Here is a 23,822-nt window from a genome sequence, read left to right on the forward strand (position 1 = left end):
CGCGAGGAACTTCCGCGCCCGGCCGTGCGCCCCCCGTTTCCCGACGTCACGGGAACGGCCCTACAGCTGAGGACACCGAATGACAGCGGACTCTTCGTCGAAGACCGCGTACGACCATCTGTGGATGCACTTCACGCGGATGTCGTCGTACGCGAACGCGCCCGTACCGACCATCGTCCGCGGTGAGGGCACCTACATCTACGACAGCAACGGCAAGCGCTACCTGGACGGCCTGGCCGGCCTGTTCACCGTCCAAGCCGGCCACGGCCGCGCCGAGTTGGCCGAGGTCGCCGCCAAGCAGGCCAAGGAACTCGCGTTCTTCCCGGTGTGGAGCTACGCCCACCCCAAGGCGATCGAACTCGCCGAACGCCTGGCCCACCACGCCCCGGGCGACCTCAACAAGGTCTTCTTCTCCACCGGCGGCGGCGAAGCCGTCGAGACCGCCTGGAAACTCGCCAAGCAGTACTTCAAGCTCACCGGCAAACCCGGCAAGCACAAGGTCATCTCCCGCGCCATCGCCTACCACGGCACCCCCCAGGGCGCCCTGTCCATCACCGGCCTACCCGCCTACAAGACCCCCTTCGAACCACTGGTCCCCGGCACCCACAAGGCCCCCAACACCAACATCTACCGCGCCCCCGCCTTCCTCGAAGGCCCCGACGGCACCGTCGACCCCGAGGCCTTCGGCCGCTGGGCCGCCGACCAGATCGAAACCGCCATCCTCCAGGAAGGCGCCGACACCGTCGCCGCCGTCTTCGTCGAACCCGTCCAGAACGCCGGCGGCTGCTTCACCCCGCCCCCCGGCTACTTCCAACGCCTGCGCGCCATCTGCGACCGCCACGACGTCCTCCTCGTCTCCGACGAGGTCATCTGCGCCTTCGGCCGCCTCGGCACCATGTTCGGCGCCGACAAGTTCGGCTACATCCCCGACATGATCACCTGCGCCAAGGGCATGTCCTCCGGCTACGCCCCCATCGGCGCCACCATCATCTCCGACCGCATCGCCGAACCCTTCTACACCGGCGACGCCGTCTTCCCCCACGGCTACACCTTCGGCGGCCACCCCGTCTCCGCCGCCGTCGCCCTCGCCAACCTCGACATCTTCGAACGCGAAGGCCTCAACCAGCACGTCCTCGCCAACGAGGGCAACTTCCTCAAGACCCTCGACAAGCTCCGCGACCTGCCCATCGTCGGCGACGTCCGCGGCAACGGCTACTTCTACGGCGTCGAACTCGTCACCGACAAGGCCAACAAGACCACCTTCACCGACGAACAGTGCGAACGCGTCCTCTACGGCTACCTCTCCAAGGCCCTCTTCGACAACGGCCTCTACTGCCGCGCCGACGACCGCGGCGACCCGGTCGTCCAGTTCGCCCCGCCCCTGACCGCCGACCAGAACACCTTCGACGAGATCGAACAGATCATGCGCCACTGCCTCACCGAGGCCCACAACCGCATCTGACCGATCGACACCCATGAACACCGACAGCTCCCGGACGGCACGGGCCAGGGGCGGTCGGTAGGGGCCCGTCCGCGAGGGAACGGACCGGGCTCCGCCCGCCCCCTGGTGGTGGGTACGAAATCTCCACGATTTCGGACACCTACCACCAGGGGGTACATCTTGACTGACTTTTCAGTCCGGGAGAGGCTGAGGGCATCCCGCACCCGCCCGTCCCGGGCCCGCGCCGACAGCATCTCCCGCTCGGCCGCATCCGACTGCCCGGGGCGCTCCGACCTTGCGAGAGGCCCAGATGAACCACCCCGCGCTCTCCCGCCGCCGACTCCTGCGCTACGGCGCCGCGGCCGCACCCCTGGCGGCCTTCGGCCCGCTCCTGGCCGGCACCGCCCGAGCCGCCGACGGCTCCGGCACCGGCGCCGCCCCCGGCACCTCCGGCACCGCCCCCGCCCCCGGCGTCGCGCCGACGCTGCGGATGCCTGCCGAGACCGACCCGCACACCCGGACCTTCCTGGCCTGGCCCGAACCGACCTCCGCCTGGGGTGCCCAACTCCCCGCCGTCCAGGCGGACATCGCGAACCTCGCCAAGGAGGTCTCCCGCTTCGAGCCGGTCGTGATGGTGATCAACCCGGAGTCGGTGGCCGCTGCCACCCCGCTCTGCAACACCGCCTCGATCCCCTTCTCCCACGGCATCACCTTCCTCCCGGTCTCCAACGACGACCTGTGGATCCGGGACTTCGGCCCGACCTTCCTGGTCGGCCCGGGCGCCGTCGCCGGCCTGGACACCAACTTCAACGGCTGGGGCAAGACCGGCACCAAGTACGAGCAGGCCTTCGCCAACGACGCCAAGGTGGCCGCCGCGCTGCTCGCCCAGTACCGGATCGACCGCGTCCAGGCGCCCTTCACCGGCGAGGGCGGCTCACTGGAGACCGACGGGCAGGGCACCCTGCTCGCCACCGTCAGCTCACTGGTCAACCCCAACCGCAACCCGGGGCTGAGCCAGAGCGACGTCGAGCAGCGGCTCAAGTCCTCGCTCGGCGTGGAGAAGGTGATCTGGCTGGCCGGCCTGGCGGGCCAGGACATCACGGACAGCCACATCGACTGCGTGGCCCGGTTCAGCGCGCCCGGCCGGGTCATCCTCGACAAGCCCGGGCCGGGCTCCGCCCCGCTGTGGGTCGACGTCTACCAGCAGGCCAAGCAGGTGCTGCAGAGCGCCACCGATGCCAAGGGCCGTCCGCTGACGATCGTGGAGCTGCCCGGCCCCGACCACCACAGGATCGACGGGACCGGCTCGTCCTTCCTGGCCAGCTACACCAACCACTACACCGCCAACGGCGCCGTGCTGATGCCCCAGTTCGGGGACGCCGCGGCCGACGACGCGGCCCGCGCGATCCTGGCGGCGGAGTACCCCGGCCGCACCGTCGTCCCGGTGCGGATCAACGCCATCGCGGCGGGCGGCGGCGGCATCCACTGCGCGACCCAGTCCCAGCCCGTCGTGCCGCCGGCGGCCTGAGCCGCACCCCGGAGCCGCACCCCGGAGCCGCACCCCGGAGCCGCTCCCCAGGGGCGCCACCCGCCCGGATACGGCCGACCGGCTGACCGATCGGTCAGCCGGGGCGGCCGCCCGGCCCTACGCCCGGGTAGGGTGGCGACCCATGGCCAGTCGTAGAACGTCGATCCTGCAAGCAGCCGCACGCGTCATCGCCCGGCGCGGCGTGCGCGGGCTGCGGGTGGAGGAGCTCGCCGCCGAGGCGGGCGTGTCCACCGCGCTCATCTACTACCACTTCAAGGACCGCACCGGCATCCTGCGGAGCACCCTGGAGTTCATCAGCGACCGGGCCGAGGGCTACACCACCGACCGCCCCGCGGACGCCCCGCCGCCGACCGCGCGGGAGGAACTGGAGCAGACCCTGCTGCTGGAGCTCCAGGACAGCGTCGAGGTCCGGGAGAACAGCACCGCCTGGGGCGAGCTGCGGGCCAGCGCCGTCTTCGACGAGACCCTGCGCGAGGACCTCGCGCGCGCCACCCGCCTCTGGGTGCAGGAGACCGCCGGGCTGCTCGGCGTGATCCGGCCGACGGCCTCCGCGCTGGCGCTGGCCGGCGCCGCCGAGCGGCTCACCGCGCTGCTGGAGGGCCTCAGCACCCGCTGGCTCAGCGGCAGCCTGCCGGTCGCCCACGCGCGCGCCCTGATGACCGAGGCGATCGACACCGAGATCGCCCGGCTCGAAGCCTGAACCGCCTGAACCACCGGGGCCGGGGCCGGCGACCCGGGCGGACGGCGCGCTCCGTGACGGTGCCTGCGGTGAGAGTCACGGCCATTGCCCGAACTTGACTGACTTTTTAGTCAGTGCGACGCTGCAGGGGACAGCAGGCGCTGCCCGCCCCGTCCGTCGACCCCGTCCCGCTGTGCGCCCACGCGCCGTGACCAGGAGAGTGGAGACGGCTGCGGCCCCTCCCCCGACGGCGGACCGGCCCCCGGGGCCGCGGCGCGAACGGCACCTGCGCACCCCGCACGATCAGGAGACCACCGTGAGCTACTACCACGACGACCACTCCGGCGAGTCGGGCCCCTGGGTGCCTGCCGACGACGTCCCGCACGCGCGGACCTGGATGTCCTGGCCCTCCCGCCGGGGCGTGTGGGGGCTGCGCCTGGGCGGCGTCCAGGAGGACATCGCCCTGATCGCCCGCACCATCGCCCAGTTCGAGCCGGTGGTCATGTGCGCCCCGGACGACTACACCGCGGACAAGGCCCGCTCGTGGTGCGGCCCCTCCGTCGAGGTGATCACCGCGATCCCCACCGACGACCTGTGGATGCGCGACATCGCCCCCGTGTTCCGCCGGGACGGCCACGGCGGCCTGGAGGCCGTGGTCCTCAACTTCAACGGCTGGGGCAACAAGCAGGTCCACTACGACGACGCCCGGGCCGCCGAGCGGATCGCCGCCCACCGCGGCCTGCGCCACTCCTACGCGGACTTCGTCGGCGAGGGCGGGGCGGTCGAGACCGACGGCGACGGCACCGTGATGGCCACCGAGAGCAGCCTGGTCAACAAGAACCGCAACCGCGGCATGAGCCGGGACGAGATCGAGGACGCCGTCCTGGAGGCCTACGGCGCGGACAAGATGATCTGGCTGCCCGGCATCAAGGGCGAGGACATCACCGACGACCACGTCGACGTCACCTCCCGGTTCATCCGCCCCGGCGTGGTGATGGTCCAGCTGCCGCCGGCCGACCGCAACGACTCCTGGGCGCGCGACGCCCGCGAGCAGTTCGCCATCCTCTCCGCCGCGACCGACGCGCGCGGCCGCCGGCTCCAGGTCATCCCCGTGCACGGCCCGGACACCGTCCGCTCCCGCAGCTCCAAGTTCGTCGACTCCTACCTCAACTTCGTCCTCGTCAACGGCGGGGTCATCACCGCCCAGTTCGGCGACGCCTACAAGGACGCCGCCGCCCGGGACGCGCTCGCCGCGGCCTTCCCCGGCCGCCACGTCGTCCAGCTCGACGTCGACCGGCTGATGACCGGGGGCGGCGGCATCCACTGCTCGACCATGCAGGAGCCGCTGCCGTAGCCGGAGCGCGAGCCGCCCCCGTTCTCCTTCCCGGACCACCCTCGAACCCTGCCCGGAGAGCCCGTATGACCAACACCCGTATGACCAACACCCGTACGCCCGACGCCCGTACGCCCGACGCCCTGTCCCGCCGCGGCATGATCCGCTCCATCGCCGGCATCGGCGCCGGAGTCGGCGTCCTCACCCTCGGCCTGACCGCCTGCGACCCCAACGACCTCGGCGACCTCGACGGCGCCGTGCCGCCGTCCCAGCAGCCCGGCACCCCCGGCGCCCGCCGCTTCGGCGCCGAGTGGGAGAAGCACCAGCGCACCGTGATGTCCTGGCCCGCCTCCGAGACCGTCTGGGGCGAGCAGCTGCCGGACGTCCGCAAGGACATCGCCGGCCTCGCCCAGGCCATCGCCGCCCGCGAACCCGTCGTCCTGATGGCCCGCCCGGAGCAGAAGGAGGCCGCCCAGAAGGCCTGCGGCGCCGCCGTCGAGGTCGTGCCGGTGGCCGTCGACGACCTGTGGGCCCGCGACACCCTGCCGGTGTTCGTCGAGGAGGGCGGCAAGGTCAAGGGCGTCGACTTCAACTTCAACGGCTGGGGCAACAAGCAGCAGCACGCCAACGACTCCAAGATCGCCCGGACGGTGCTGACCAAGTTCGGCGTCGAGCGCGTCGAGACCCCGCTGGTCGCCGAGGGCGGCTCCTTCGAGACCGACGGCCAGGGCACCCTGATGGTCACCGAGAGCTCCGTCGTCAACGAGAACCGCAACCCGGGGATGAGCCGGGACCAGGTCGAGGCCGAGCTCAAGAAGGCGCTCGGCGTGACCAAGGTGATCTGGCTGGCCGGCGTCAAGGGCAAGGACATCACCGACGCCCACGTCGACTGCCTGGCCCGCTTTGTCGCCCCCGGCGTCGTCCTGCTCGACCAGTCCTTCCCCGGCGGCCCGGCGGACGTCTGGTCCCGCGCGGCTGAGCAGGCCCGCGGCGTGCTCAGGAACGCCACCGACGCGACCGGCAAGAAGCTCCAGGTGATCGAGCTCCAGCAGCCGGACCCGGACAAGATCACCGGGCGCGGCGACGCCTTCGTCTCCTCGTACATGAACTTCTACGTCGGCTCCAAGGGCGTCTACCTGCCCAAGTTCGGCGACGCCCGGGCCGACGAGCGCGCCCAGCAGGTCCTCAAGCAGTACTTCCCGGGCCGGGAGATCGTCCCCGTGAAGATCGACGCGATCGCGGCCGGCGGCGGCGGCATCCACTGCGCCACCCACGACATCCCGGCCGTCGGCTGACCGGGTACGGGCTGCCGCGCGGCGCCGCGCCCGGCGCGCGGGGAGGCCGCTTCGCCCGGCTCACGGCCGTCCTGCGGGGCCGGCCGGCCCGGCCGGCGGTCGGGGGCGAGGTGGCCGCGGGCGAGGCCGCCGGTGAACTCCCGTACGGCTGGGCGACGGTGACCACCGCCGTGGCCCGGGCCGTGGCCGGCGTACCGCCGCAGGCGCTGACCGTGCGGTCGGCGCAGCGGCTGCCGGCCGTGCCCGCCGTCCAGGAGCACCTGGACGCGGTGCTGGTCGCGATGGTGGAGTCCGCCCTGCGGCGCAGCCCGCCGGGGGCACGGGTACTGGTCCGCACCGAGCTGACCGCCGGCCGGCCCGGGACGCCCGACCGGATCCGGGTCCAGGTGGCCGACCGCGGGCCGGACCTGGCCGGCGAGGCGCGCCACCGGCTGCCCGCGGTCCCCTCCGGATCCCCCGGCACCCACCGCACGACGGCCGAACTGGCCTGTGCCGCCGCACGGTTGAGCGCGGCGGGCGGCGGCGCCCTGTCCGCCGGGGCCAATCCGGGCGGCGGGCTGCTGCTGACCCTCGCCCTCACCACCGCGGCCCGCCCGGGGTGGTGAGGCCCGGGGCCGCCGCTTCCACCGGACGACGGTGGGCCCCCGCCCGGATCGACCGGGCGGGGGCACTCCGTCGTCGCGTCGACCGCTGTCCCGGCCGGGGTGGCGGACCGGGCCTCAACGGCCTTACCGGGGTGACGGGTTCAGCCGGGATGGTGGGGCGGCCTTACCGGGGTGGTGGGTTCAGACGGCGGGCTGCTGCTGGGTGACGCAGTGGATGCCGCCGCCCCCCGCGCCGAGGTAGTCGATGTTGAGCTGCTCGACGGTCCGGCCGGGGAAGAGCCGCGCGAGCGCGGCCTTGGCGGCGGCGTCGGCCGAGGTGTCGCCGAACTGGGCGGAGATCACCGCGTTGTTGCAGAGGTAGTAGTTGGCGTAGGAGCCGACGAAGTTGGGGTCGGTCGAGCGGATCAGGTTGTAGTCGGGGCCCTGGATCCGGCTGACCGCGATCCTGACCCCCTGCGCGCTCGTCGCGCCCGAGAGGATCTGGTACTGCTGGCGCTCGTCGTTGGACCAGACGTCGGTGTCCCCGGACAGCGGCATCTGGACGGCGGCCGCACCGGCACCGAGGAAACGCGAGGTCGCGTCGACGTGGTCGTCGGTGATGTCCTGGCCCTGGATGCCGGGGAACCAGATCATCTTCGAGGCACCGTAGGCGGCGTACAGCGCGGACTCGATCTGGGTCTGGGACAGGCCGGGGTTGCGGTTGGAGTTGACGATGCTGCTGCTGGTCGCCATCAGGGTGCCGGCGCCGTCGGTCTCGACGGCGCCGCCCTCGGCGACGAGTCCGGCGGCCGTGAACGGGATCCCGAGGTAGGCGGCGACGCGCTGGGCCACCAGGGCGTCGTTGGCGTGCGTCTGCTTGTTGCCCCAGCCGTTGAAGTTGAGGCCCACCGTGTCCAGGCCGCCCGCGCCGTTGGTGCGGAAGACCGGACCGGTGTCGCGCATCCAGCAGTCGTCGACGGGGATGGTGCCGATGACGGTGACCCGCGAGCCGCACATCGACTGCGCCTTGGCGACGCTGGCGGGGTTGGCGCACACGGTGACCGGCTCGTACTTGGCGATGGTCTTGGCGATCAGGGCGATGTTGGCCTGGACGCCGCTGAGCTTGTTGCGCCAGATGCCGGTGCTGTCCGGCCAGGCCATCCAGGTCCGGGTGTGCGGGACGGTGTCGACCGGGACGGCGTAGCCGGTGGTGGCGGGCGCCCTGCCGCCGGGTGCCGTCCGGTCGGGTGCCGTGCGGCCGGGTGCCGTGCGGCCGGGTGCCGTGCCGCGGGCGGCGGCCTGCGGCGCGTTCAACCCGGTCAGCGCGGCGCCGGCGGCGGTCAGCCCGGCGGCTGCCAGGAACCCGCGCCGGCCGAGGCGCCCGAGGGGCGCCGGGTCGGGTCTGTGGTGATCGCGATCGTCCACTTCTACCTCCGTGTCAGTTCCGGCCGACGGCCGTGGAGTTGCCCAGAAGGTAGAACTGGCCAAGCGCTCGGTCAATATCTCGCGCAAGGATCGGGTGGGGATCCCTCCGAATCGTTTTCCGGCCCGCCCCTCCCGCGGCCGCCCCGCTCGTTACAGTGGCGGCCATGGCGACACGGGCGACAGGAACAGCGCGGGAGGCGTCCTCCGCGCCGGGCGGCACCGGCCGGGCACGGGCCTCCGCCAAGGGCGAGCAGACCCGGGCCCGGCTGATCGCGGCGGCCCGGACGCTGCTCGCGGGCGGCGACGCCGGACGGTTCACCACCCGCAACGTGGCCGCGCTGTCCGGGGTTTCGCACGGGATGTGCCACTACCACTTCGCCGACCGCACCGAACTGATCGTCGCGGTGGTCGCCGACATCCGGCCCGAATGGATCACCCCGCTGGAGGAGGCGGTGGACGGCCCGGGCGGCTACGCCGAGCGGGCGGAGCGGGTGCTCGCCCTGCTCACCCGGCCGGAGAGCCCCGACCTGGCCCGGCTGCACGCGGCGCTGCACTGGCTGGCGCTCAACGACGAGCGGGTCCGGGCCAGTCTGGAGGCGGAGTACGCACGCTGGCGGTCCTGCTTCGTGCGCCTGTTCCGGACGCTGGCGGACGAGCGCGGCGACGGCTCCGACCCCCGCCCGCTGGGCGAGGCCTTCGCCGCCGCCGTGGACGGGCTGGCCGCGATCGGCTCGCTGGACGGGACGGTGGACGCGGGGCGGGTGCTGCGCAGGCTGATGGCCGCACTGTCCGCGAGCGGGTGACCGGCCGAACCGCTGACCGGCTAACCAGCTGACCCGCTGACCGGCCCGGGCCCGTGGGGGCCGGGCGGGTGGGTGCGGTCAGGCGCCCTCGGCCTCGGCCTCCTTCTCGCGGCGCAGCCGGTGCTCGGTGCGGATGCCGCACCAGGCGGTGCAGGCCAGGCTCGCGGCGATGATCCCCTCCGCCCAGAAGAACGCCACGTAGTCCATCAGCGATCCGATCGGCGGCGCGCCGGGAGCCGCGTTGCGCATGCCGATCAGGGCGAACAGGCTGGCCGCCATCCAGCCCAGGGAGGGCCAGACCAGGCCCTCGCGCTTGCGGTAGAGCACCTCGGCGGCGCCGAGGACGGCCAGGGCGATGGCCCACATCGCCGCGATCATGAACCAGGAGAGGATGAAGGTGCTGCGGGAGCGGGTGATCCTGGTGTCCAGGGCCACCGCGCCGTTGCTCGCGGTGGTGGCCTGCGGGCGCAGCACGAAGAACGGGTCGGTGTCGGTGAGGACCACGCCGACCGGCACGGCCGCGCCCCCGCTGGTGGCGGCGAAGCCCACCTCCATGCGGTAGCGGTCGAAGGGGTAGTCGGTCTTGGTGCCGTCGTAGATCCCCACCTGGACGAGCTGGGAGGGCGCGGTCTCCCCCTCGGCGGCCTTGACGGTCACCTTGGGGGTGCCGGTGACGCTGATCTCGACCGGGCGGGCGAAGGTCTGGGAGCCCGGGCCGGCGGCGAAGCGGCCGTGCGGGACAGGCGTGACGTAGAGCGTCAGCTGCTGGGCCGTCGGGTCCACGTCCTGCGCGGTGACGTCGAGTTCGATCCAGTCGGCGGCCGAGGGGACGGCCAGCTCACGGGTCTGCTCGCGGGTGTTGCGTTCGTTCAGGTAGAGGCCGATGCCGCTGCCGCAGAGGGCGACGACCATCGCCAGGAGGACGGCGAAGCGCCAGCTGCGGCGGCGGGGGGCTCGGGGCGGCGTGGCGGGGGGTGCGCCGGTCTCGTCGATGGTGGCCTGCACGGTGGTCCTTCCTGGAGCGCGCGCCGGAGGCGGGGCAGGATCGCTGCCGTCCGGGCTGCCGCGCGCCGGTGTCTCGTCCGGGGCTTTCCGCTGGGTTGCCCCGCATCCTCCATTGAACTGAAAATTCAGTCAAATGCCCGAATCGCTCCCGTTGCCCCGACCGCTCTACCAGCCCTTCACCGGCCCTACGCCGGGCCCGCTGCACCGTCCCCTGAGGGAACCTCTAAACTTCGCGGCGATGCCATCCGTGCCCCACCCCTCCTTGTCCGCCGAGAGAGGCCGCCCCATGTCCGCTGACCGATCCCCCTTCGCCCTCCAGCCGGTCTTCCAGGCGCTGACCGCGGACGACCCGCGCGAGGTCGGCGGCCACCGGCTGTACGCGCGGCTCGGCGCCGGCGGCATGGGCCGGGTCTACCTCGCGTACACCCCGGGCGGCCGCCCGGTGGCGCTCAAGGTGGTGCGCCCCGAGCTGGCCGGGGACCCGGACTTCCGGGCCCGGTTCGCCCAGGAGGTGGCCAGCGCCCGCCTCATCCACGGCCTGTTCACCGCCCAGCTGGTCGACGCCGGACCGGACGCCGCCACCCCGTGGCTGGCCACCACCTACGTGCCCGGCCCCTCGCTCCAGCAGGTGGTGCAGCGGTTCGGCCCGCTCCCCGAGCGCACCGTCCTGCTGCTGATGGCCGGGATCGCCGAGGCGCTCCAGGCCATCCACGCCAGCGGGGTGGTCCACCGCGACCTCAAGCCGGGCAACGTGCTGATCGCCGCCGACGGCCCCCGGGTGATCGACTTCGGCATCGCCCGGGCGGCCGACGCCGTCGCCCTGACCGGCACCGGACTGCAGATCGGCTCCCCCGCCTACATGGCCCCCGAGCAGGCCATGGGGCAGTCCGCGACCGCGGCCACCGACGTCTGGGCGCTCGGCGCCCTCGCCGTCCACGTCGCGGCCGGCGCCCCGCCGTTCGGCGACGGCCCGCACCCGGCCACGCTCTACCGGACCGTCCACGAGGAACCCGACCTCGACCGGGTGCCGGAGGGCCTGCGCGACCTGCTCCGGCGCTGCCTGGCCAAGCGCCCCGAGGACCGGCCGACCACCGCCGAGGTGATCGCCGCCGCGGCCGGCCACCCCGCGGTGGGCGGGCAGCTGCGATTCGGCGAGGACTGGCTGCCGCAGCCGCTGACCAGCCAGATCACCCGGCACACCGAACTGCCGCAGACGCCCGCCGAAGCTGCCGGGACCGGCGGGACCGGCCTGAACGCGGCCCCGACGATGCTGGCTCCCGCAGCGATCCCGGCGCCGACGCCGACGCCGACCGTGCTCGCCACCGCCGCGCCCGCCGTACCGACCGCGTCTGCCGCTTCGGCCGCGCCCAGGTCGACCGCGCGGCCGAAGCGGATGCGCGGGCGCACCGCGCTGGTCGCCGTGGTCGCCCTGGCCGTCGGCGCCGCGGCGACGGTGTTCGTGCTCGACGACTCGGACCCGGTGGAGGCGGCGACGGCCGAGACCCCGGTGGCCGGCTCCCCCGCGCCCGGCGCGTCGACGGCGCCCACCGGCCCGTCGGGCCCCGCCCGCACGCCCTCCGCCACCACCGCGCCGAGCCGCTCGACGCCACCCGCGCCCGCCGCCGACTTCACCGCCGACTACCGGGCGGTGGAGCTCACCTCGGCGGATCCGAACTACGAGTTCGACCTGGCCTCGGGCACGGTGGTGCCGGTCGAGACCGTGAACTGGTACGTGGGGCGCACCGACAGCGAGTTCCTCATCCCGGAGACCGCCGACTCCTACATCGGCCGGGACTCCGGCCTCGGCCCGGCCGAGTGCCTCCAGGGGCTCGGCAGCCGTCCGACCGCCCGGGTGCCGTTCAGCGCCGTCGGACCGCGCGGCGCCTTCTGCGTCCGGTCCGCGGACGGCAAGGAGCTGGCGATCGTCCGGGTGCTGTCGACGGCGGGCGCGGACGGGGCGGTCAAGGTCTCGCTGGACCACTACCGCCGCAACGGCTGACACCCCCGGGAACGGCCGAGAGCCCGTCACCGCCCACGGCACGGGTGGGAGCGACGGGCCCTCGGCGCTGACCGGCGGCCCGGGTCAGACCGGGCGCCGGACCGGTTCGGACGCCCCGGGGGCGGGGGTTCCGGGCGCAGGAGCCCCCGGAACGGCAGTCGCGGCCGCAGGCGCCGCAGCAGTCCCTGCCGCAGGAGTCGCGGGCACGGCGGCCCCGGACGCGGCGGCGGGCTGGTCCTCCTCCCGCATGGCCGCCGTCTCCGCCTTGAGGATGCGCATCGACTTCCCCAGTCCGCGCGCCATGTCGGGCAGCTTCTTGGAACCGAAGAGCAGCACCACGACCGCCAGCACCACCAGCAGGTGCCAGGGCTCCAGTCCATTGCGCAGCATCGTCGCCTCACCCGGCCTTTCGTCGTCGGGACCGGGGCCGCGTGCGGCGGCCCGGGTCGTCTCGGGATGGTTTGGGTGCTTTCACCGTAGAGCTTGACTGATTTTTCAGTCAATGCGAGAGTGCAGTTCCGGCGATGCCCGGGCCGCCGTGCCCGCCGCCGATCGGCGCAGCGCGCAGCACTCCCCGGAGGCCCCGCCCGCCGCGCCGGACCGGATCCACCCTCGGCCCACCGGAGTCCACCGTGTCCCAGTCCTCCCTCGCGCGCCGCACGGTGCTGCGTTCCCTCGCCGGCGCCGGCCTGATCGCAGTCGGCGCGACCGCCTGTGCCTCCGGCGGCGACGACGCGGCCGAGCCCGCGTCCCCGTCCTCCGCCCCCGCCGGGCAGCCGTCCGCGAGCGCCACCGCCGCACCGTCCGCGACGGCGGCCCCCTCCCCCACCGGCGGACGCCGGCTCGGCGGCGAGTGGGAGAAGCACGAGCGGACCTTCATGGCCTGGCCCGCCTCCGAGAACGTCTGGGGCGAGCAGCTCGGCAGCGTCCGCAAGGACATCGCCTCGGTGGCCCGCGCCATCGGCAGCCGCGAACCGGTGGTCCTGCTGGTGCGCCCCGGCCAGGAGGACTCCGCCCGCAATGCCTGCGGCAAGGACGTCGAGCTGCTGTCCGTCCCGGTGGACGACCTGTGGGCCCGCGACACCGTGCCGGTGTTCGTCGAGGAGGGCGGAAAGGTCAAGGGCGTCGACTTCAACTTCAGCGGCTGGGGCGGCAAGCAGCAGCACGACAACGACGCCCGGATCGCCCGCGCCGTCCTGGACAAGTACGGGATCGAGCGGGTTGCGACCCAACTGGTCGCCGAGGGCGGGTCCTTCGAGACCGACGGCCAGGGCACCCTGATGGTCACCGAGAGCTCGATCGTCAACGCCAACCGCAACCCGGGCCGCGACCGCGACCAGATCGAGGCCGAGCTCAAGCAGGCCCTCGGCATCACCAAGGTGATCTGGCTGGCCGGCGTCAAGGGCAAGGACATCACCGACGCCCACGTCGACTGCCTGGCCCGCTTCGCCGCCCCCGGCGTGGTCTTCCTGGACCGGGCCTTCCCCGGCATGCCCGCGGACGTCTGGTCCCGCTCCGCCGACCAGGCCCGGGCCGTACTGGCGGACGCCACCGACGCGACCGGCAAGAAGCTCAAGGTGATCGAGATCAGCCAGCCGGACCCGGACCGGATCACCGGTCGGGGCGACGCCTTCGTCTCCTCGTACATGAACTTCTACATCGGCAACAAGGGCGTCTACCTGCCGCTGTTCGGCGACGCCAAGGCCGACGGGCACGCCCAGGAGGTCTTCAAGGACCAGTTCCCGGACCGCGAGATCGTCCCCGTGCAGATCGACACCATCGCCTCCGGCGGCGGCGGCATCCACTGCTCGACCCACGACCAGCCCGCCGCCTGACCCCCACCCCCGGTACCGACGGCCGGCACCGCCACCCGGCACCGCCGCCCCGCACCGAGGGAGAAGGGACCCCTTGTGCAGCTGACCCCCACCGAACGCGACCGGCTGCTGATCTTCACCGCCGCCGAACTCGCCCGTGCCCGCCGCGCCCGCGGCCTGCGGCTGAACGTCCCCGAGGCCACCGCGCTGATCTCGGACACCGTCTGCGAGGCCGCCCGCGACGGCCTGCGGCTGGCGGAGGCCGTCGCCCGCGGGCGCTCGGTGCTCTCCCCGGCCGACGTCCTGCCCGGCGTCCCCGACCTGGTCACCGAGATCCAGGTCGAGGCGGTGTTCCAGGACGGCACCCGGCTCGCCGTGATCGCCGACCCGTTCGGCGGGGGCGGCCTGGGCGAGGCCGCCCCCGGCGCGGTGCTCCCCGGCCGCGGCGCCGAGCCGGTGCCCGCGCCGGTCCGCACGCTGACCGTCCGCAACACCGCGGACGTCCCAGTCTCGGTCACCTCGCACTTCCACTTCTTCGAGGCCAACCCGCGGCTGGCCTTCGACCGCGCCGCCGCGTACGGCATGCACCTGGCCGTCCCGGCCGGCTCCTCCGTTCGCTTCGACCCGGGCTCGGACGTCGAGGTCGGGCTGGTGCCGATCGGCGGCGAGCGGGTCGCGATCGGCTTCGCCGGGCTGGTGGACGGTCCGCTGGACTCGCCCCGGGTCCGGCGGGAGGCGCTGCGCCGGGCGGCCGAACAGGGCTACCTCGGCGCGAGCAGGGCGAGCGCTGCGGGCAGTGCGAACGGCGCGGGCAGCGCCAATGGTGACGACGAGGCGGAGGAGAGCCAGCGGTGAGCAGCAGCAGCGGCAGCGCGTCGATCGAGGCGGCCGAGTACGCCGCCGTGCACGGCCCGCGGGCCGGCGACCGGGTCCGGCTCGGCGACAGCGGGCTGGTCGTCCGGGTCGAGTCCGACTCCCAGCGGCCGGGCGACGAGTTCCTCACCGGCTTCGGCAAGACCGCCCGCGACGGCCTCCACCTCAAGGCCGCCGCCGTCCGCGACACCTGCGACCTGGTCATCAGCAACGTGCTGGTGATCGACGCGATCCAGGGCATCCGGAAGACCTCGATCGGCATCCGGGAGGGCCGGATCGCCTCGATCGGGCGGGCCGGCAACCCGGACACCCTGGACGGCGTCGACGTGGTCGTCGGCACCGGGACGGCGATCGTCTCCGGCGAGGGCCTGATCCTGACCGCCGGGGCCATCGACACCCACGTCCACCTGATGTCCCCGCGAATCATGGAGGCCTCGCTGGCCTCCGGCGTCACCACCATCATCGGCCAGGAGTTCGGCCCGGCCTGGGGCGTCGGCGTCAACTCGCCCTGGGCGCTGCGCCACGCCTTCAACGCCTTCGACGCCTGGCCCGTCAACATCGGCTTCCTGGGCCGCGGTTCGTCCTCCCACCCGGCGCCGCTGGTGGAGGCGCTGGCCGAGGGCGGCGCCTGCGGCTTCAAGGTGCACGAGGACATGGGCGCGCACACCCGCGCACTGGACACCGCGCTGTCCGTGGCGGAGGTCCACGACGTCCAAGTGGCCCTGCACACCGACGGGTTGAACGAGTGCCTGTCGGTCGAGGACACCCTGCGGGTGCTGGAGGGCCGGACCGTCCACGCCTTCCACATCGAGGGCTGCGGCGGCGGGCACGTCCCCAACGTGCTCAAGATGGCCGGCGTGCCGAACGTCATCGGCTCCTCCACCAACCCCACCCTCCCGTACGGGCGGGACGCGATCGCCGAGCACTACGGCATGATCGTCTCCGTCCACGGCCTCAAGACCGACCTGCCCGGCGACGCCGCCATGGCCCGCGACCGCATCCGCGGCGGGACGATGGGCGCCGAGGACGTACTGCACGACCTCGGGGCGATCGGCATCACCTCCTCCGACGCCCAGGGCATGGGCCGCGCGGGCGAGACGGTGCGCCGCACCTTCGCCATGGCCGGCAAGATGAAGGCCGAACGCGGACCGATGGAGGGCGACGGCCCGTCCGACGACAACGAGCGGGTGCTGCGCTACATCGCCAAGCTCACCGTCAACCCGGCCATCGCGCACGGGCTCTCGCACGAGGTCGGCTCGGTCGAGGTCGGCAAGCTCGCCGACCTGGTGCTGTGGAACCCGGCCTCCTTCGGTGCCAAGCCGTACCTGGTGCTCAAGGCCGGCTTCCCCGCGTACGGCGTCACCGGCGACCCCAACGCCGCCACCGAGAGCTGCCAACCCCTCGTCCTGGGGCCGCTGTTCGGCGCCCACGGCGCCACCCCGGCGGACCTCTCGGTGGCCTTCACCAGCCGCGCCGCCGCCGAGGCGGGCACCGGCGACCGGCCGTACGACCGGATGACCACCCGGCGCCGACGGGTCGCCGTCCGGCACACCCGCGGCATCGGGCCGGCCGACCTGGTCCGCAACAGCCGACTCGGGCAGATCATGGTCGACGGACAGCGGGGCCTGGTCACCCTCGACGGGACCCCGCTGCACTCCGACCCCGCCGAGGAGGTCTCGCTGAACCGCCTCTACTTCCTCTGACCCCGCCGCGGCGGCGGGCACCCCTTCACGTCCGCTTGAAGAACTCCACCTCGGCCAGCGCGACGGTGCGGCCCGGGCCGGTGCCCGCCGCCTCGCGGACGGTCAGCTTCACCTGGACGACGTCGCTGATGCCGGTCGCCACCGTCTGCGGGCCCGGCTGGTCGTTGAGCGTGACCTGCTTGCGGTGCACCTCGCCGTCCGAGGCGGTCACCTCCAGGGCGAGCACCAGCGGGCGGGCCTGCTGCCGGAACTGCTCCGGGTCCGCGGAGGCGCCGGTGTGGACGATCAGGTCCACCAGCCGGAACGGGGTGCGGAAGGTGAAGTCGACGGAGTCGCCGATCGCGGGCGCGCCCCAGTAGGTGTTGGAGAGGCCGTCGTCGGCCGCGCTCGCGGGGTGCCCCTCGACCGCGGCCGACGCCGTGGTCAGCGAGGGCGAGATCGGCGCGGTGCTGCCCAGCTTGTCCAGCACGTCCTGGTAGGCGTTCTTGCCGAGCGGGTAGAGCAGGACCCCCGCGACCACCAGCGCGAGCAGCACGATCAGCGCGATGGTGCGGCGCAGCGCGTTGCCCGAACCGCCGATCCGCACCCGGCGCCGGAACGGCCACCGGGTGCGCCACCAGGGCAGCTCCGGGGCGGCCGCGGTGACGGTCAGCGGGGCCGCGCAGCGGCGGCAGAACCGGCGCTCGGGCAGGTTGGGGGTGCCGCAGCGCGGGCAGGGCGGGCCGTCCTGGGCCTCCTCGACGGCGGAGGCCCGGACGACGGGACGCGGCGCGACGGGCTTGGCGGGCTGCACGGCGACCGGGTCGGTCGGCTCGGTCGGCGGTGCGGCGGGCGGTCGCGGCTTCGGGTCCGGCTCAGGGACCGGGGCCGGGGCCGGGGCGGGCTCTGGAACGGGACCGGGCCTCGGCTCCGCTGCGGGAGCCGGTACGGGCCGCGCCCGGGTGGAGGTCGAGCGCGAGGTCTCGACGGACGGCGGGGACGGCGGCTCCTCGGCGGGCCGCTTCTCGACGGGCCGTTCCTCGACGGCCGCGGCGGGTTCCGGGACCGCGACTTCCGGGACCGCGACAGGCTCCGGGGCGACGGGCGGTTGGGTGCGCCGACTCCGGCTGGTGACCCGCCGGGAGACGTTCCGCCAGGTCCGCGAGGTGTCGGGGGCGGCCGGCTCGGGCGCAGCAGGCCCGGGCACGGCAGGCTCGGCCTTGGGCTCAGGCTCGGGCGCAGCGGGCTCGGGCTCGGACCCCGTCGAGGCCGGTACGGGCGCGGGCCCGGCCACCGGAGCGGGCCCGGCCCCCGCGGCGGGCGCGCGTCGCGACCACCCCAGGTAGGCGCCGCAGTTGCCGCAGAAGTCGTCGCCCTCCGCGTTGGCCGTACCGCATTCGGGACACACCGGCATCCGTCAGCCCTCCGCTCGCCCGGGTGGACCGGGCAGGATCTCGACCCGGCAGGTCAGGTGGACCGGGCAGCCGGCCCGGACGACGGCCAGCACCTGGTCCTCGTCCAGCCCCGCGCCGCCCAGCGGCCAGACCCGGACCAGCACCCCGCCGCCCGGTGCGGGCGGCAGGGCGCGGTCGGGGTCGGGGTCGGTGGACCAGGCGGCGCCGCCGCCGTCCGTGATCTCGGCCCCGGCGCCCAGCACCAGCCGCAGCCGCTCGGTGAGCCCGCGCCGGGTGCCGCGCCAGCGGTGCAGTTCCACGGCGCGCCCGATCACCGCCCGGCGCACCTCCTCCGGCCAGGCCGGGTCGACCTCGACCGCGACCCAGGAGGCCAGCCAGTCGAGGAAGTCGGCGGGCGCGAGCTCGGGCCGGAAGTAGGCGGGCAGGTTGTCCAGGGTGGCGAAGACCGGGGCGAGGACGGTGTCCAGGCCGGCCGTGAAGCGCTGGGCGAAGTCGTCGTCGGCGAAGAGCGCGGGCAGCAGTTCGCCGATCGGGTGCGGGCTGGGCAGCCCGGGGACGGCGGCTCTGGTCATGGGGTGCCGTCCTCGGTGACGGCGGTGACCACGACCTGGTGCTGGTGCGAGAAGACCAGGGCGTCCGGTGGGACGTCGACCCGCTCGGCGGGCGCGCCCCGGCGTCCGGTGATCGGGTCGGCCGGGAAGAGCCGCAGCTCCTCGACACCCGCGACGGCGGCCACCCGCTGGAGCACCGCGAACACCTCGCCGTACTGCACCGCCCGGCCGAACGGCCAGCCGGTGCCGGCGGCGCCGCCGCGCAGCGGGTTGAGGTGGCGGTAGAGCGCGTCCAGCACCGCCTCGCGGACCCGGTCGGGGTCGGCGGCGCGGGTGGTGAGCCGGGCGACCACGGTGACGCCCTGGTAGGCGGGCGGCTGGACGAGGACCCGGGTGCCGATCAGCCGCCGCTCGTCCAGCGCGGCCGCCACCTCGGCCAGCACCTGTTCGTCCGGGATGAGCTGCTCGAAACGCAGCCGCTCGCCCTCGTCGGCGACGGCGTCCGGCACCACCAGCACCCGTACGGCCCCGGCCTCCCCGCCGGTGGCGGGCACGCAGCTGACCCGGGCGGCGGAGGGCGCGGCCTGCCGGGCGATCAGCTCGAAGTCCCCGGCGGTGACGGCGCGTTCCTGCAGCCGCAGCTGGTGCGGGGCGCGCGCCTTGGCGTTCTCGACCGTCTCGCCGTCGACCCCGCCCCGGGCGGCCTCCCGGTTGTCCACCCGGGCCACGTACGGGACGGAGCTGCGCAGCACCGTGACGGTGTTGCGGGCGACGTTGCCCGCGATCCCGCCGCCGGTGCGGTACTGCGGGACGCGCAGCCGGGCGCCCTTGGGCGGCACCGCGCCGAAGGCGCGCAGGCTGCCGTCGGGCTCCCGGACGGCGGGCGGGAACAGGAACTCGCCGTTGGTGGCGTCCAGCACCACGTGCCGGTCGGTCGGCGCGGAGTCGCCGAAGTGCTCGACGACGGTCCAGCGCTGCCAGCCGTCGCCGGCCGAGACCTCGACCGCCGGTGCTCCGCCGTCCAGCAGTACCGGCGGCCGGGCGAGCCGGAAGCGCTGGCCCGCGACGCCCTCCGAGGTGCCCAGCGGCGCGTCGGTGACGGTCCGGGCGTGCGCGGCGGTGGCGGTGCCGCCGACGGTGAACACCTCGGCCCGGCGCACGGTCGGGGACTCGGAGTAGAACGGCTGGCCGGGCCGGGGCTCGGTCACCCGGCAGCGCAGCCAGCCGGCCCGCCGCCCGGCCACCACCGAGGCGGTGTGCCCGGCGGGTACGAACACCACCACCTCGCCGGGCCGGTTGAGGCCGCCGGTGGTGTCGCTGCCGGTCTCGCAGGCGATCCAGCGGGCGCCGTCCCACACCTCCCAGACCAGCGGGGGCTGGCGCGGGTCGACGCCGACGCCCTCCACCCGGCTGTCCAGCCGCACGGCCAGGATGCAGCGCGGCACCACGGCGGGCAGGGCGAACAGCATGGCGTCCCCGGCCGCCGGGCGGGTCTGGAAGCACCGCACGTCCGCGCCGTCCGCCAGCCGGCCGGTGACGTCCGCCTGCTCGCCGGTGGCGGAGACGGTGACCAGCCGCTCCACCGCGCTGGGGACGACCGGGAGGTCCTCGGCGGTGGCGAAGACCACCGCCTCGTCGGTCTCGGTGCGCAGCGTGGACACCTCGGTGCCGGCCCGCAGCAGGACCGTCTCGGGCTGCGGGGCGGAGAGCCAGAAGTCGACCTCGGCGCGGGCCGCGGCGGGCGGGAAGAGCCGGATGCCCAGCAGGTCCAGGAAGGCGGTGTAGTTCTTCTCGGGCACCCGGTTCAGCCGGTAGAGCAGCTGGTCGACCAGGTAGGCGAAGGTCTCGATCAGGGTGACGCCCGGGTCGGAGACGTTGTGGTCGGTCCACTCCGGGGCGCGCTGCTGCACGTACCGCTTGGCCTCGTCGACGAGTTGCTGGAACCGGCGGTCGTCCAGGTTCGGGGAGGGCAGTGCCATCAGCGGGCACCTCCGTTCGCGGCGGCGGCCCGTTCCGGGTCCGGGATGTCCGCTTCCGGGGACTCCGGGATCGTGTAGAAGGGGAAGACCAGGTTGCGGCGGTCGTTGGTGGCCCGCACGGTGTAGTGGACGTCGATGTAGAGCGTGCCCTCGTCGACCCGGTCGAAGGCGATCACCACGTCGTCGACGGTGATCCGCGGCTCCCAGCGTTCCAGCGCGATCCGCACCTCGCGGGCGATCCGCCCGGCGGTGGTGCTGTCGCCCGGGGCGAAGACGTACTCGTGGATGCCGCAGCCGAACTCGGGGCGCATCGGCCGCTCGCCGGGGGCGGTGCCGAGGATCAGCCGGATCGCCTCGGCGAGCTCACGGTCCCGCTCCACCATGCCGATCCCGCCGGTGGCGTTCACCCGCAGCGGGAAGGCCCAGCCGCGGCCGATGAAGTCGTTGCTCATATGTCCCCGCCGATCAGCACGTTGAACGCCCCGGCGATGATCTGGGCACCGCAGGTCGTCTTGTCCCGCATCCGGGCCGCGGGCAGGCCGCCGATCAGCACCACTCCCCTGGTCACCCCGCCGAGGTCGGGCTCGACCAGGTTGGCGGGGCCCATCTCCACGTGCGGGACGCAGGCGTGCACGGTGCCCGCCACCGCGGCGGGGCGGCCGCCGATCAGCACCGTCGCCACCTTGAGGGCACCCGGCGGCGGGGTGGTGAGGACGCCGCCGTGGTCGGTCGGGTCCCCGGTCCGGGCTGCGGGGGGCATGTGCGGTCTCCATTTCCGAGGGCGCCCTGCCGGGCACTTTTCCTGCTGCGGTTCCTGCTGCGCTTCTTGCTGCGTCTCTTGATGATCCGTCAATTGATGCGCACGAAGGCCCCCTTGAGGACGGCCTCGGCCCCGCCGTCCACGGTGACGGCCGTCGTGCCGCGCACGTTCACCGAACCGCCGCGCACGTTCACCTCACCGGTGCCCGCGTCCAGGGTGATGCCGGAGGAGGTCAGGCGCACCGTGCTGCCCGCCCCGCCGACCCCGCCGTGCACGGTCAGCAGGATCTCCCCGCGCTGCTGGTCCAGCCGGACCTCCAGCTTCCCGTCGCCGCTGGCCAGCCGGACCCCGGAGCTGCCGCCAGGAACGTCCAGCAGTTCCAGCCGGTGGCCCGAACGGGACACCACGGAACGGCGGTTGACCTTGCCGGCGGTCGCGTCGACCAGCGGCACGTCGTGCGGCGAGGGCCGGTCCACGCCGTTGTAGAGCCCGCCCAGCACGTACGGGCTGTCCAGGTCCCCCTGTTCGAAGCCCACCAGCACCTCGTCGTTGACCTCCGGGCTGACCACGCCGCCGCCCCCGTGGCCGCCCCACTGCACGGTGCGCACCCAGTCGGAGACGTAACTGTCGTCCAGCCAGGGGAACTTCAACCGGACCCAGCCGCGCTGGTCGGCGCCCGGCTCCCGGACGTCGGTGACCACGGCGACGGCCAGGCCCGGCATCCGCGGGCCGCGCGGCGGCGCGTTGCCGCCGGTGGTCAGCCCGGCCAGCGAACGGTCCGGCGAGGTGCTGACCACCACCGTGGTGCGGTAGCCGCGGAACGGCTCCAGCAGGTGCCGCACCCCGGTGGCGGTGTAGCGGCCGGAGAAGGCCGCGCCGACGTTCCCCAGGGCGACGGCGGTGCCCGCCCGCAGGCGCGGGTTCCCCTCGGCCACCACCTCCAGTTCGCCGAAGCCCCCGGCCACCGAGGCGGCCAGCGAACGGGCGACGGCGGCGGTCTCGGCCTGGGTGCGGTACGGGGTGTCGGCGACGGTCAGCCGGGCCTTGCCGGGGAAGGCCGAGGCCACCACCGAGGGGCTCAGCCCCGGCAGCACGGTCGTCGAGGCCACCGACGGCTCGGTGGCGACCAGGGCGCTCTTGGTGGTGACGTTCCAGCCGCGCGCCTCGACCGTGTCGGCACCGGCCGCGCCGGTCAGCACCCCGCGCAGCTCCAGCAGGTTGCGCCCGTACTCCAGCACCAGCGGGTTCTGCGGCGCGGGCGTGCTCGGCGCCGGCGCCGAGGAGGCGGGCTGCGGCCGGACGAACTCCAGCTTGCCGTCGTCGTCCACCCGCACCTGCGCGCCGCTCTCCTGCGCCAGGAACTGCAGGAACTCCCAGTCCGGCACGTTCGCCTGGGACAGCTGCTGATGCACCACCGGGAAGGAGTCGACCTGCCCGCAGGCCAGGCCGGCGCCGGCGGCGACCTCGCGCACGATGTCGGCGGTGGTCATGTTCCGGAAGGCCTTCACCCGGCGCCCGCGCATCAGCCGGTGGGTCACCGCCGCCGCCCGCACCACCGTGTACGAGCCCGTGGTGTCCACCTCCAGCTCCAGCGCCGTCACCTCCCCGGTGAACAGCCGCGCCCGGGTGTTGCCCTGGACGGTCACCACGGAGACCCGCAGCTCGGTGCCGATGGTGATCCCGGTCGCGGAGAGGAAGGTGTGGTCGGCGTCCCGGAAACTCAGCACCGCCGTGTCCGGCAGGCCGACGCTCTCCTCGATGTCGCAGGACACCAGCTGCGCCGCCCACACCGGCGGCAGCGGCCCCGGCGCCTCGACGACGGGATCCGCGGCGAACGGCCGGCCGCCTCGGGCCTCGGGAGTGGTCATGCCGCACCGCCCCGGGTCAGCTCGTCGATGCCCGGCACGATCAGCTCCGCGCCCGGGACCAGCACCAGCGGGTCGTCGATGCCGTTCGCCTCCGCGATGGTCCGCCAGGCCGTCGCGTCCCCGTACGCCCGCCAGGCCAGCAGCGGCAGGCTGTCGCCCGCGATCACCCGGTGGGTGCTGCGGGCCTCCGGGGAGCCGGAGGTCGGGTTCTGCCCGGCCGGGTCCACGCTCGCCTCGTCGATGGAGAGCGAACAGACGGCGCGCAGCGGGTTGCCGTCCACGTCGAAGAGCGTGTACGTGACGGACAGGCCGGTCAGCACCCCGTTGAACGAGGTCGTCTTCAAGGTGCCCCAGTCCAGCCGGATCCACGGGCTGGCCGGGGTCTTGCGCGCCAGACTCGTCGGGGTCGGCACGCAGGCCGTCATCAGCTGCTCCACCGCCCGCTCCACCGAGTTGTCGTGGGTCGCGGTCGAGTCCAGGAACACGTCCAGGGAGAGCGAGCGCGGGCCGCTGCCGACGAACTCCGGCAGCGCCGACTGGCCCGCCATCCGGGACGGCGTGCGCCGCCACTCGGTGGACTTGCGCAGCACCAGGGTCGCCGGGTTGAACTGGAGCGGGAGCCGCGCGATCGCACCGCCGGGCTGGGCGCCGACGGTGGCCGGCGGCTCCATGATGGTCAGTTGCGCCCGGGTGACGCTCGCGGGGACCGCCGAGGACATCTGGCTGCTCCTTGGGTCTTGGAGAGGGGAAGGGGGGTGAGGGGTGGC

The 23,822-nt window shown here is 74.1% G+C and carries 21 protein-coding genes and 1 pseudogene; 11 read left to right on the forward strand and 11 right to left on the reverse strand.

Annotated features, from left to right (window positions below; all coding sequences use genetic code 11):
- The first annotated feature begins 79 nt into the window (after nucleotides 1-79).
- The 6 genes from ACFV8H_RS27720 (at nucleotide 80) to ACFV8H_RS27745 (ending at nucleotide 6,902) form a co-directional block, all read left to right on the forward strand.
- Nucleotides 80-1,462, forward strand: a complete 1,383-nt coding sequence (locus ACFV8H_RS27720) for an aspartate aminotransferase family protein (protein WP_380405114.1) — start codon at nucleotides 80-82, stop codon at nucleotides 1,460-1,462.
- Between the two features lie 289 nt (nucleotides 1,463-1,751).
- The gene (locus ACFV8H_RS27725) at nucleotides 1,752-2,969 is read left to right on the forward strand and encodes an agmatine deiminase family protein (RefSeq protein ID WP_380405117.1); all 1,218 of its coding nucleotides are present in this window, start codon (nucleotides 1,752-1,754) and stop codon (nucleotides 2,967-2,969) included.
- 142 nt (nucleotides 2,970-3,111) lie between these two features.
- Entirely contained in the window at nucleotides 3,112-3,690 is a 579-nt protein-coding gene (locus ACFV8H_RS27730; protein WP_380405120.1) for a TetR/AcrR family transcriptional regulator, read from the forward strand.
- A gap of 295 nt (nucleotides 3,691-3,985) precedes the next feature.
- Nucleotides 3,986-5,023 carry an agmatine/peptidylarginine deiminase gene (locus tag ACFV8H_RS27735; RefSeq protein ID WP_380405123.1) on the forward strand — a complete coding sequence of 346 codons (1,038 nt, stop codon included), beginning with the start codon at nucleotides 3,986-3,988 and terminating at the stop codon, nucleotides 5,021-5,023.
- A gap of 65 nt (nucleotides 5,024-5,088) precedes the next feature.
- Nucleotides 5,089-6,297, forward strand: a complete 1,209-nt coding sequence (locus tag ACFV8H_RS27740) for an agmatine deiminase family protein (protein ID WP_380405126.1) — start codon at nucleotides 5,089-5,091, stop codon at nucleotides 6,295-6,297.
- A gap of 110 nt (nucleotides 6,298-6,407) precedes the next feature.
- Nucleotides 6,408-6,902, forward strand: coding sequence for a hypothetical protein (locus ACFV8H_RS27745; protein WP_380405129.1), 495 nt, complete (start codon nucleotides 6,408-6,410; stop codon nucleotides 6,900-6,902).
- Between the two features lie 180 nt (nucleotides 6,903-7,082).
- Here the strand turns inward: ACFV8H_RS27745 and ACFV8H_RS27750 are convergent, their stop codons facing one another.
- Nucleotides 7,083-8,306: an agmatine/peptidylarginine deiminase gene (locus tag ACFV8H_RS27750; RefSeq protein ID WP_380405132.1), complete on the reverse strand. Its 1,224-nt coding sequence runs from the start codon at nucleotides 8,304-8,306 to the stop codon at nucleotides 7,083-7,085.
- A 164-nt stretch (nucleotides 8,307-8,470) separates the two neighbouring features.
- On the opposite strand from ACFV8H_RS27750, the gene ACFV8H_RS27755 reads away from it, so the two are divergent.
- On the forward strand, nucleotides 8,471-9,109 hold the full coding sequence (locus ACFV8H_RS27755; protein WP_380405135.1) for a TetR/AcrR family transcriptional regulator: 639 nt from the start codon (nucleotides 8,471-8,473) through the stop codon (nucleotides 9,107-9,109).
- Between the two features lie 78 nt (nucleotides 9,110-9,187).
- Here ACFV8H_RS27755 and ACFV8H_RS27760 read toward each other — a convergent pair whose 3' ends face one another.
- Entirely contained in the window at nucleotides 9,188-10,114 is a 927-nt protein-coding gene (locus tag ACFV8H_RS27760; protein ID WP_380405138.1) for a DUF4436 family protein, read from the reverse strand.
- Between the two features lie 286 nt (nucleotides 10,115-10,400).
- Here ACFV8H_RS27760 and ACFV8H_RS27765 point away from each other — a divergent pair, with 286 nt between their 5' ends.
- The gene (locus ACFV8H_RS27765) at nucleotides 10,401-12,113 is read left to right on the forward strand and encodes a protein kinase (protein ID WP_380405141.1); all 1,713 of its coding nucleotides are present in this window, start codon (nucleotides 10,401-10,403) and stop codon (nucleotides 12,111-12,113) included.
- Nucleotides 12,114-12,197: 84 nt separating this feature from the next.
- Here ACFV8H_RS27765 and tatA read toward each other — a convergent pair whose 3' ends face one another.
- Nucleotides 12,198-12,503 carry a Sec-independent protein translocase subunit TatA gene (gene tatA / locus ACFV8H_RS27770; RefSeq protein ID WP_380405143.1) on the reverse strand — a complete coding sequence of 102 codons (306 nt, stop codon included), beginning with the start codon at nucleotides 12,501-12,503 and terminating at the stop codon, nucleotides 12,198-12,200.
- 242 nt (nucleotides 12,504-12,745) lie between these two features.
- Here tatA and ACFV8H_RS27775 point away from each other — a divergent pair, with 242 nt between their 5' ends.
- The 3 genes from ACFV8H_RS27775 (at nucleotide 12,746) to ACFV8H_RS27785 (ending at nucleotide 16,503) form a co-directional block, all read left to right on the forward strand.
- Nucleotides 12,746-13,948, forward strand: a complete 1,203-nt coding sequence (locus ACFV8H_RS27775; protein WP_380405146.1) for an agmatine/peptidylarginine deiminase — start codon at nucleotides 12,746-12,748, stop codon at nucleotides 13,946-13,948.
- A 75-nt stretch (nucleotides 13,949-14,023) separates the two neighbouring features.
- A complete protein-coding gene (ureA, locus tag ACFV8H_RS27780; protein WP_380405149.1) occupies nucleotides 14,024-14,782 on the forward strand; it encodes an urease subunit gamma in 759 nt (252 codons plus the stop codon).
- Nucleotides 14,779-16,503 (forward strand): urease subunit alpha, encoded by a 1,725-nt coding sequence (locus ACFV8H_RS27785; protein WP_380405152.1) that lies wholly within the window; start codon nucleotides 14,779-14,781, stop codon nucleotides 16,501-16,503. Before ureA ends, ACFV8H_RS27785 begins: the two co-directional genes overlap by 4 nt.
- 25 nt (nucleotides 16,504-16,528) lie before the next feature.
- Here ACFV8H_RS27785 and ACFV8H_RS27790 read toward each other — a convergent pair whose 3' ends face one another.
- From ACFV8H_RS27790 to ACFV8H_RS27825, 8 genes and pseudogenes are all read right to left on the reverse strand, one after another.
- The gene (locus ACFV8H_RS27790) at nucleotides 16,529-17,296 is read right to left on the reverse strand and encodes an NADase-type glycan-binding domain-containing protein (RefSeq protein WP_380405200.1); all 768 of its coding nucleotides are present in this window, start codon (nucleotides 17,294-17,296) and stop codon (nucleotides 16,529-16,531) included.
- A gap of 534 nt (nucleotides 17,297-17,830) precedes the next feature.
- Nucleotides 17,831-17,896: pseudogene (locus tag ACFV8H_RS27795) on the reverse strand (zinc-ribbon domain-containing protein); the annotation flags it as partial.
- 3 nt (nucleotides 17,897-17,899) lie between these two features.
- Complete coding sequence (locus tag ACFV8H_RS27800) at nucleotides 17,900-18,469, reverse strand: phage tail protein I (RefSeq protein WP_380405153.1); 570 nt, start codon at nucleotides 18,467-18,469, stop codon at nucleotides 17,900-17,902.
- Nucleotides 18,466-20,427: a putative baseplate assembly protein gene (locus ACFV8H_RS27805; RefSeq protein WP_380405156.1), complete on the reverse strand. Its 1,962-nt coding sequence runs from the start codon at nucleotides 20,425-20,427 to the stop codon at nucleotides 18,466-18,468. The genes ACFV8H_RS27800 and ACFV8H_RS27805 overlap by 4 nt, the downstream gene beginning before the upstream one ends.
- A complete protein-coding gene (locus ACFV8H_RS27810; RefSeq protein ID WP_380405158.1) occupies nucleotides 20,427-20,879 on the reverse strand; it encodes a GPW/gp25 family protein in 453 nt (150 codons plus the stop codon). Before ACFV8H_RS27810 ends, ACFV8H_RS27805 begins: the two co-directional genes overlap by 1 nt.
- A complete protein-coding gene (locus ACFV8H_RS27815; RefSeq protein ID WP_380405161.1) occupies nucleotides 20,876-21,187 on the reverse strand; it encodes a PAAR domain-containing protein in 312 nt (103 codons plus the stop codon). The genes ACFV8H_RS27810 and ACFV8H_RS27815 overlap by 4 nt, the downstream gene beginning before the upstream one ends.
- Nucleotides 21,188-21,276: 89 nt before the next feature.
- Entirely contained in the window at nucleotides 21,277-23,055 is a 1,779-nt protein-coding gene (locus ACFV8H_RS27820) for a VgrG-related protein (protein WP_380405164.1), read from the reverse strand.
- The gene (locus ACFV8H_RS27825; protein ID WP_360244219.1) at nucleotides 23,052-23,774 is read right to left on the reverse strand and encodes a LysM peptidoglycan-binding domain-containing protein; all 723 of its coding nucleotides are present in this window, start codon (nucleotides 23,772-23,774) and stop codon (nucleotides 23,052-23,054) included. The genes ACFV8H_RS27820 and ACFV8H_RS27825 overlap by 4 nt, the downstream gene beginning before the upstream one ends.
- Nucleotides 23,775-23,822: the final 48 nt, after the last annotated feature.

It is taken from the genome of Kitasatospora sp. NPDC059827 (assembly GCF_042731675.1).
Classification (GTDB): domain Bacteria; phylum Actinomycetota; class Actinomycetes; order Streptomycetales; family Streptomycetaceae; genus Kitasatospora.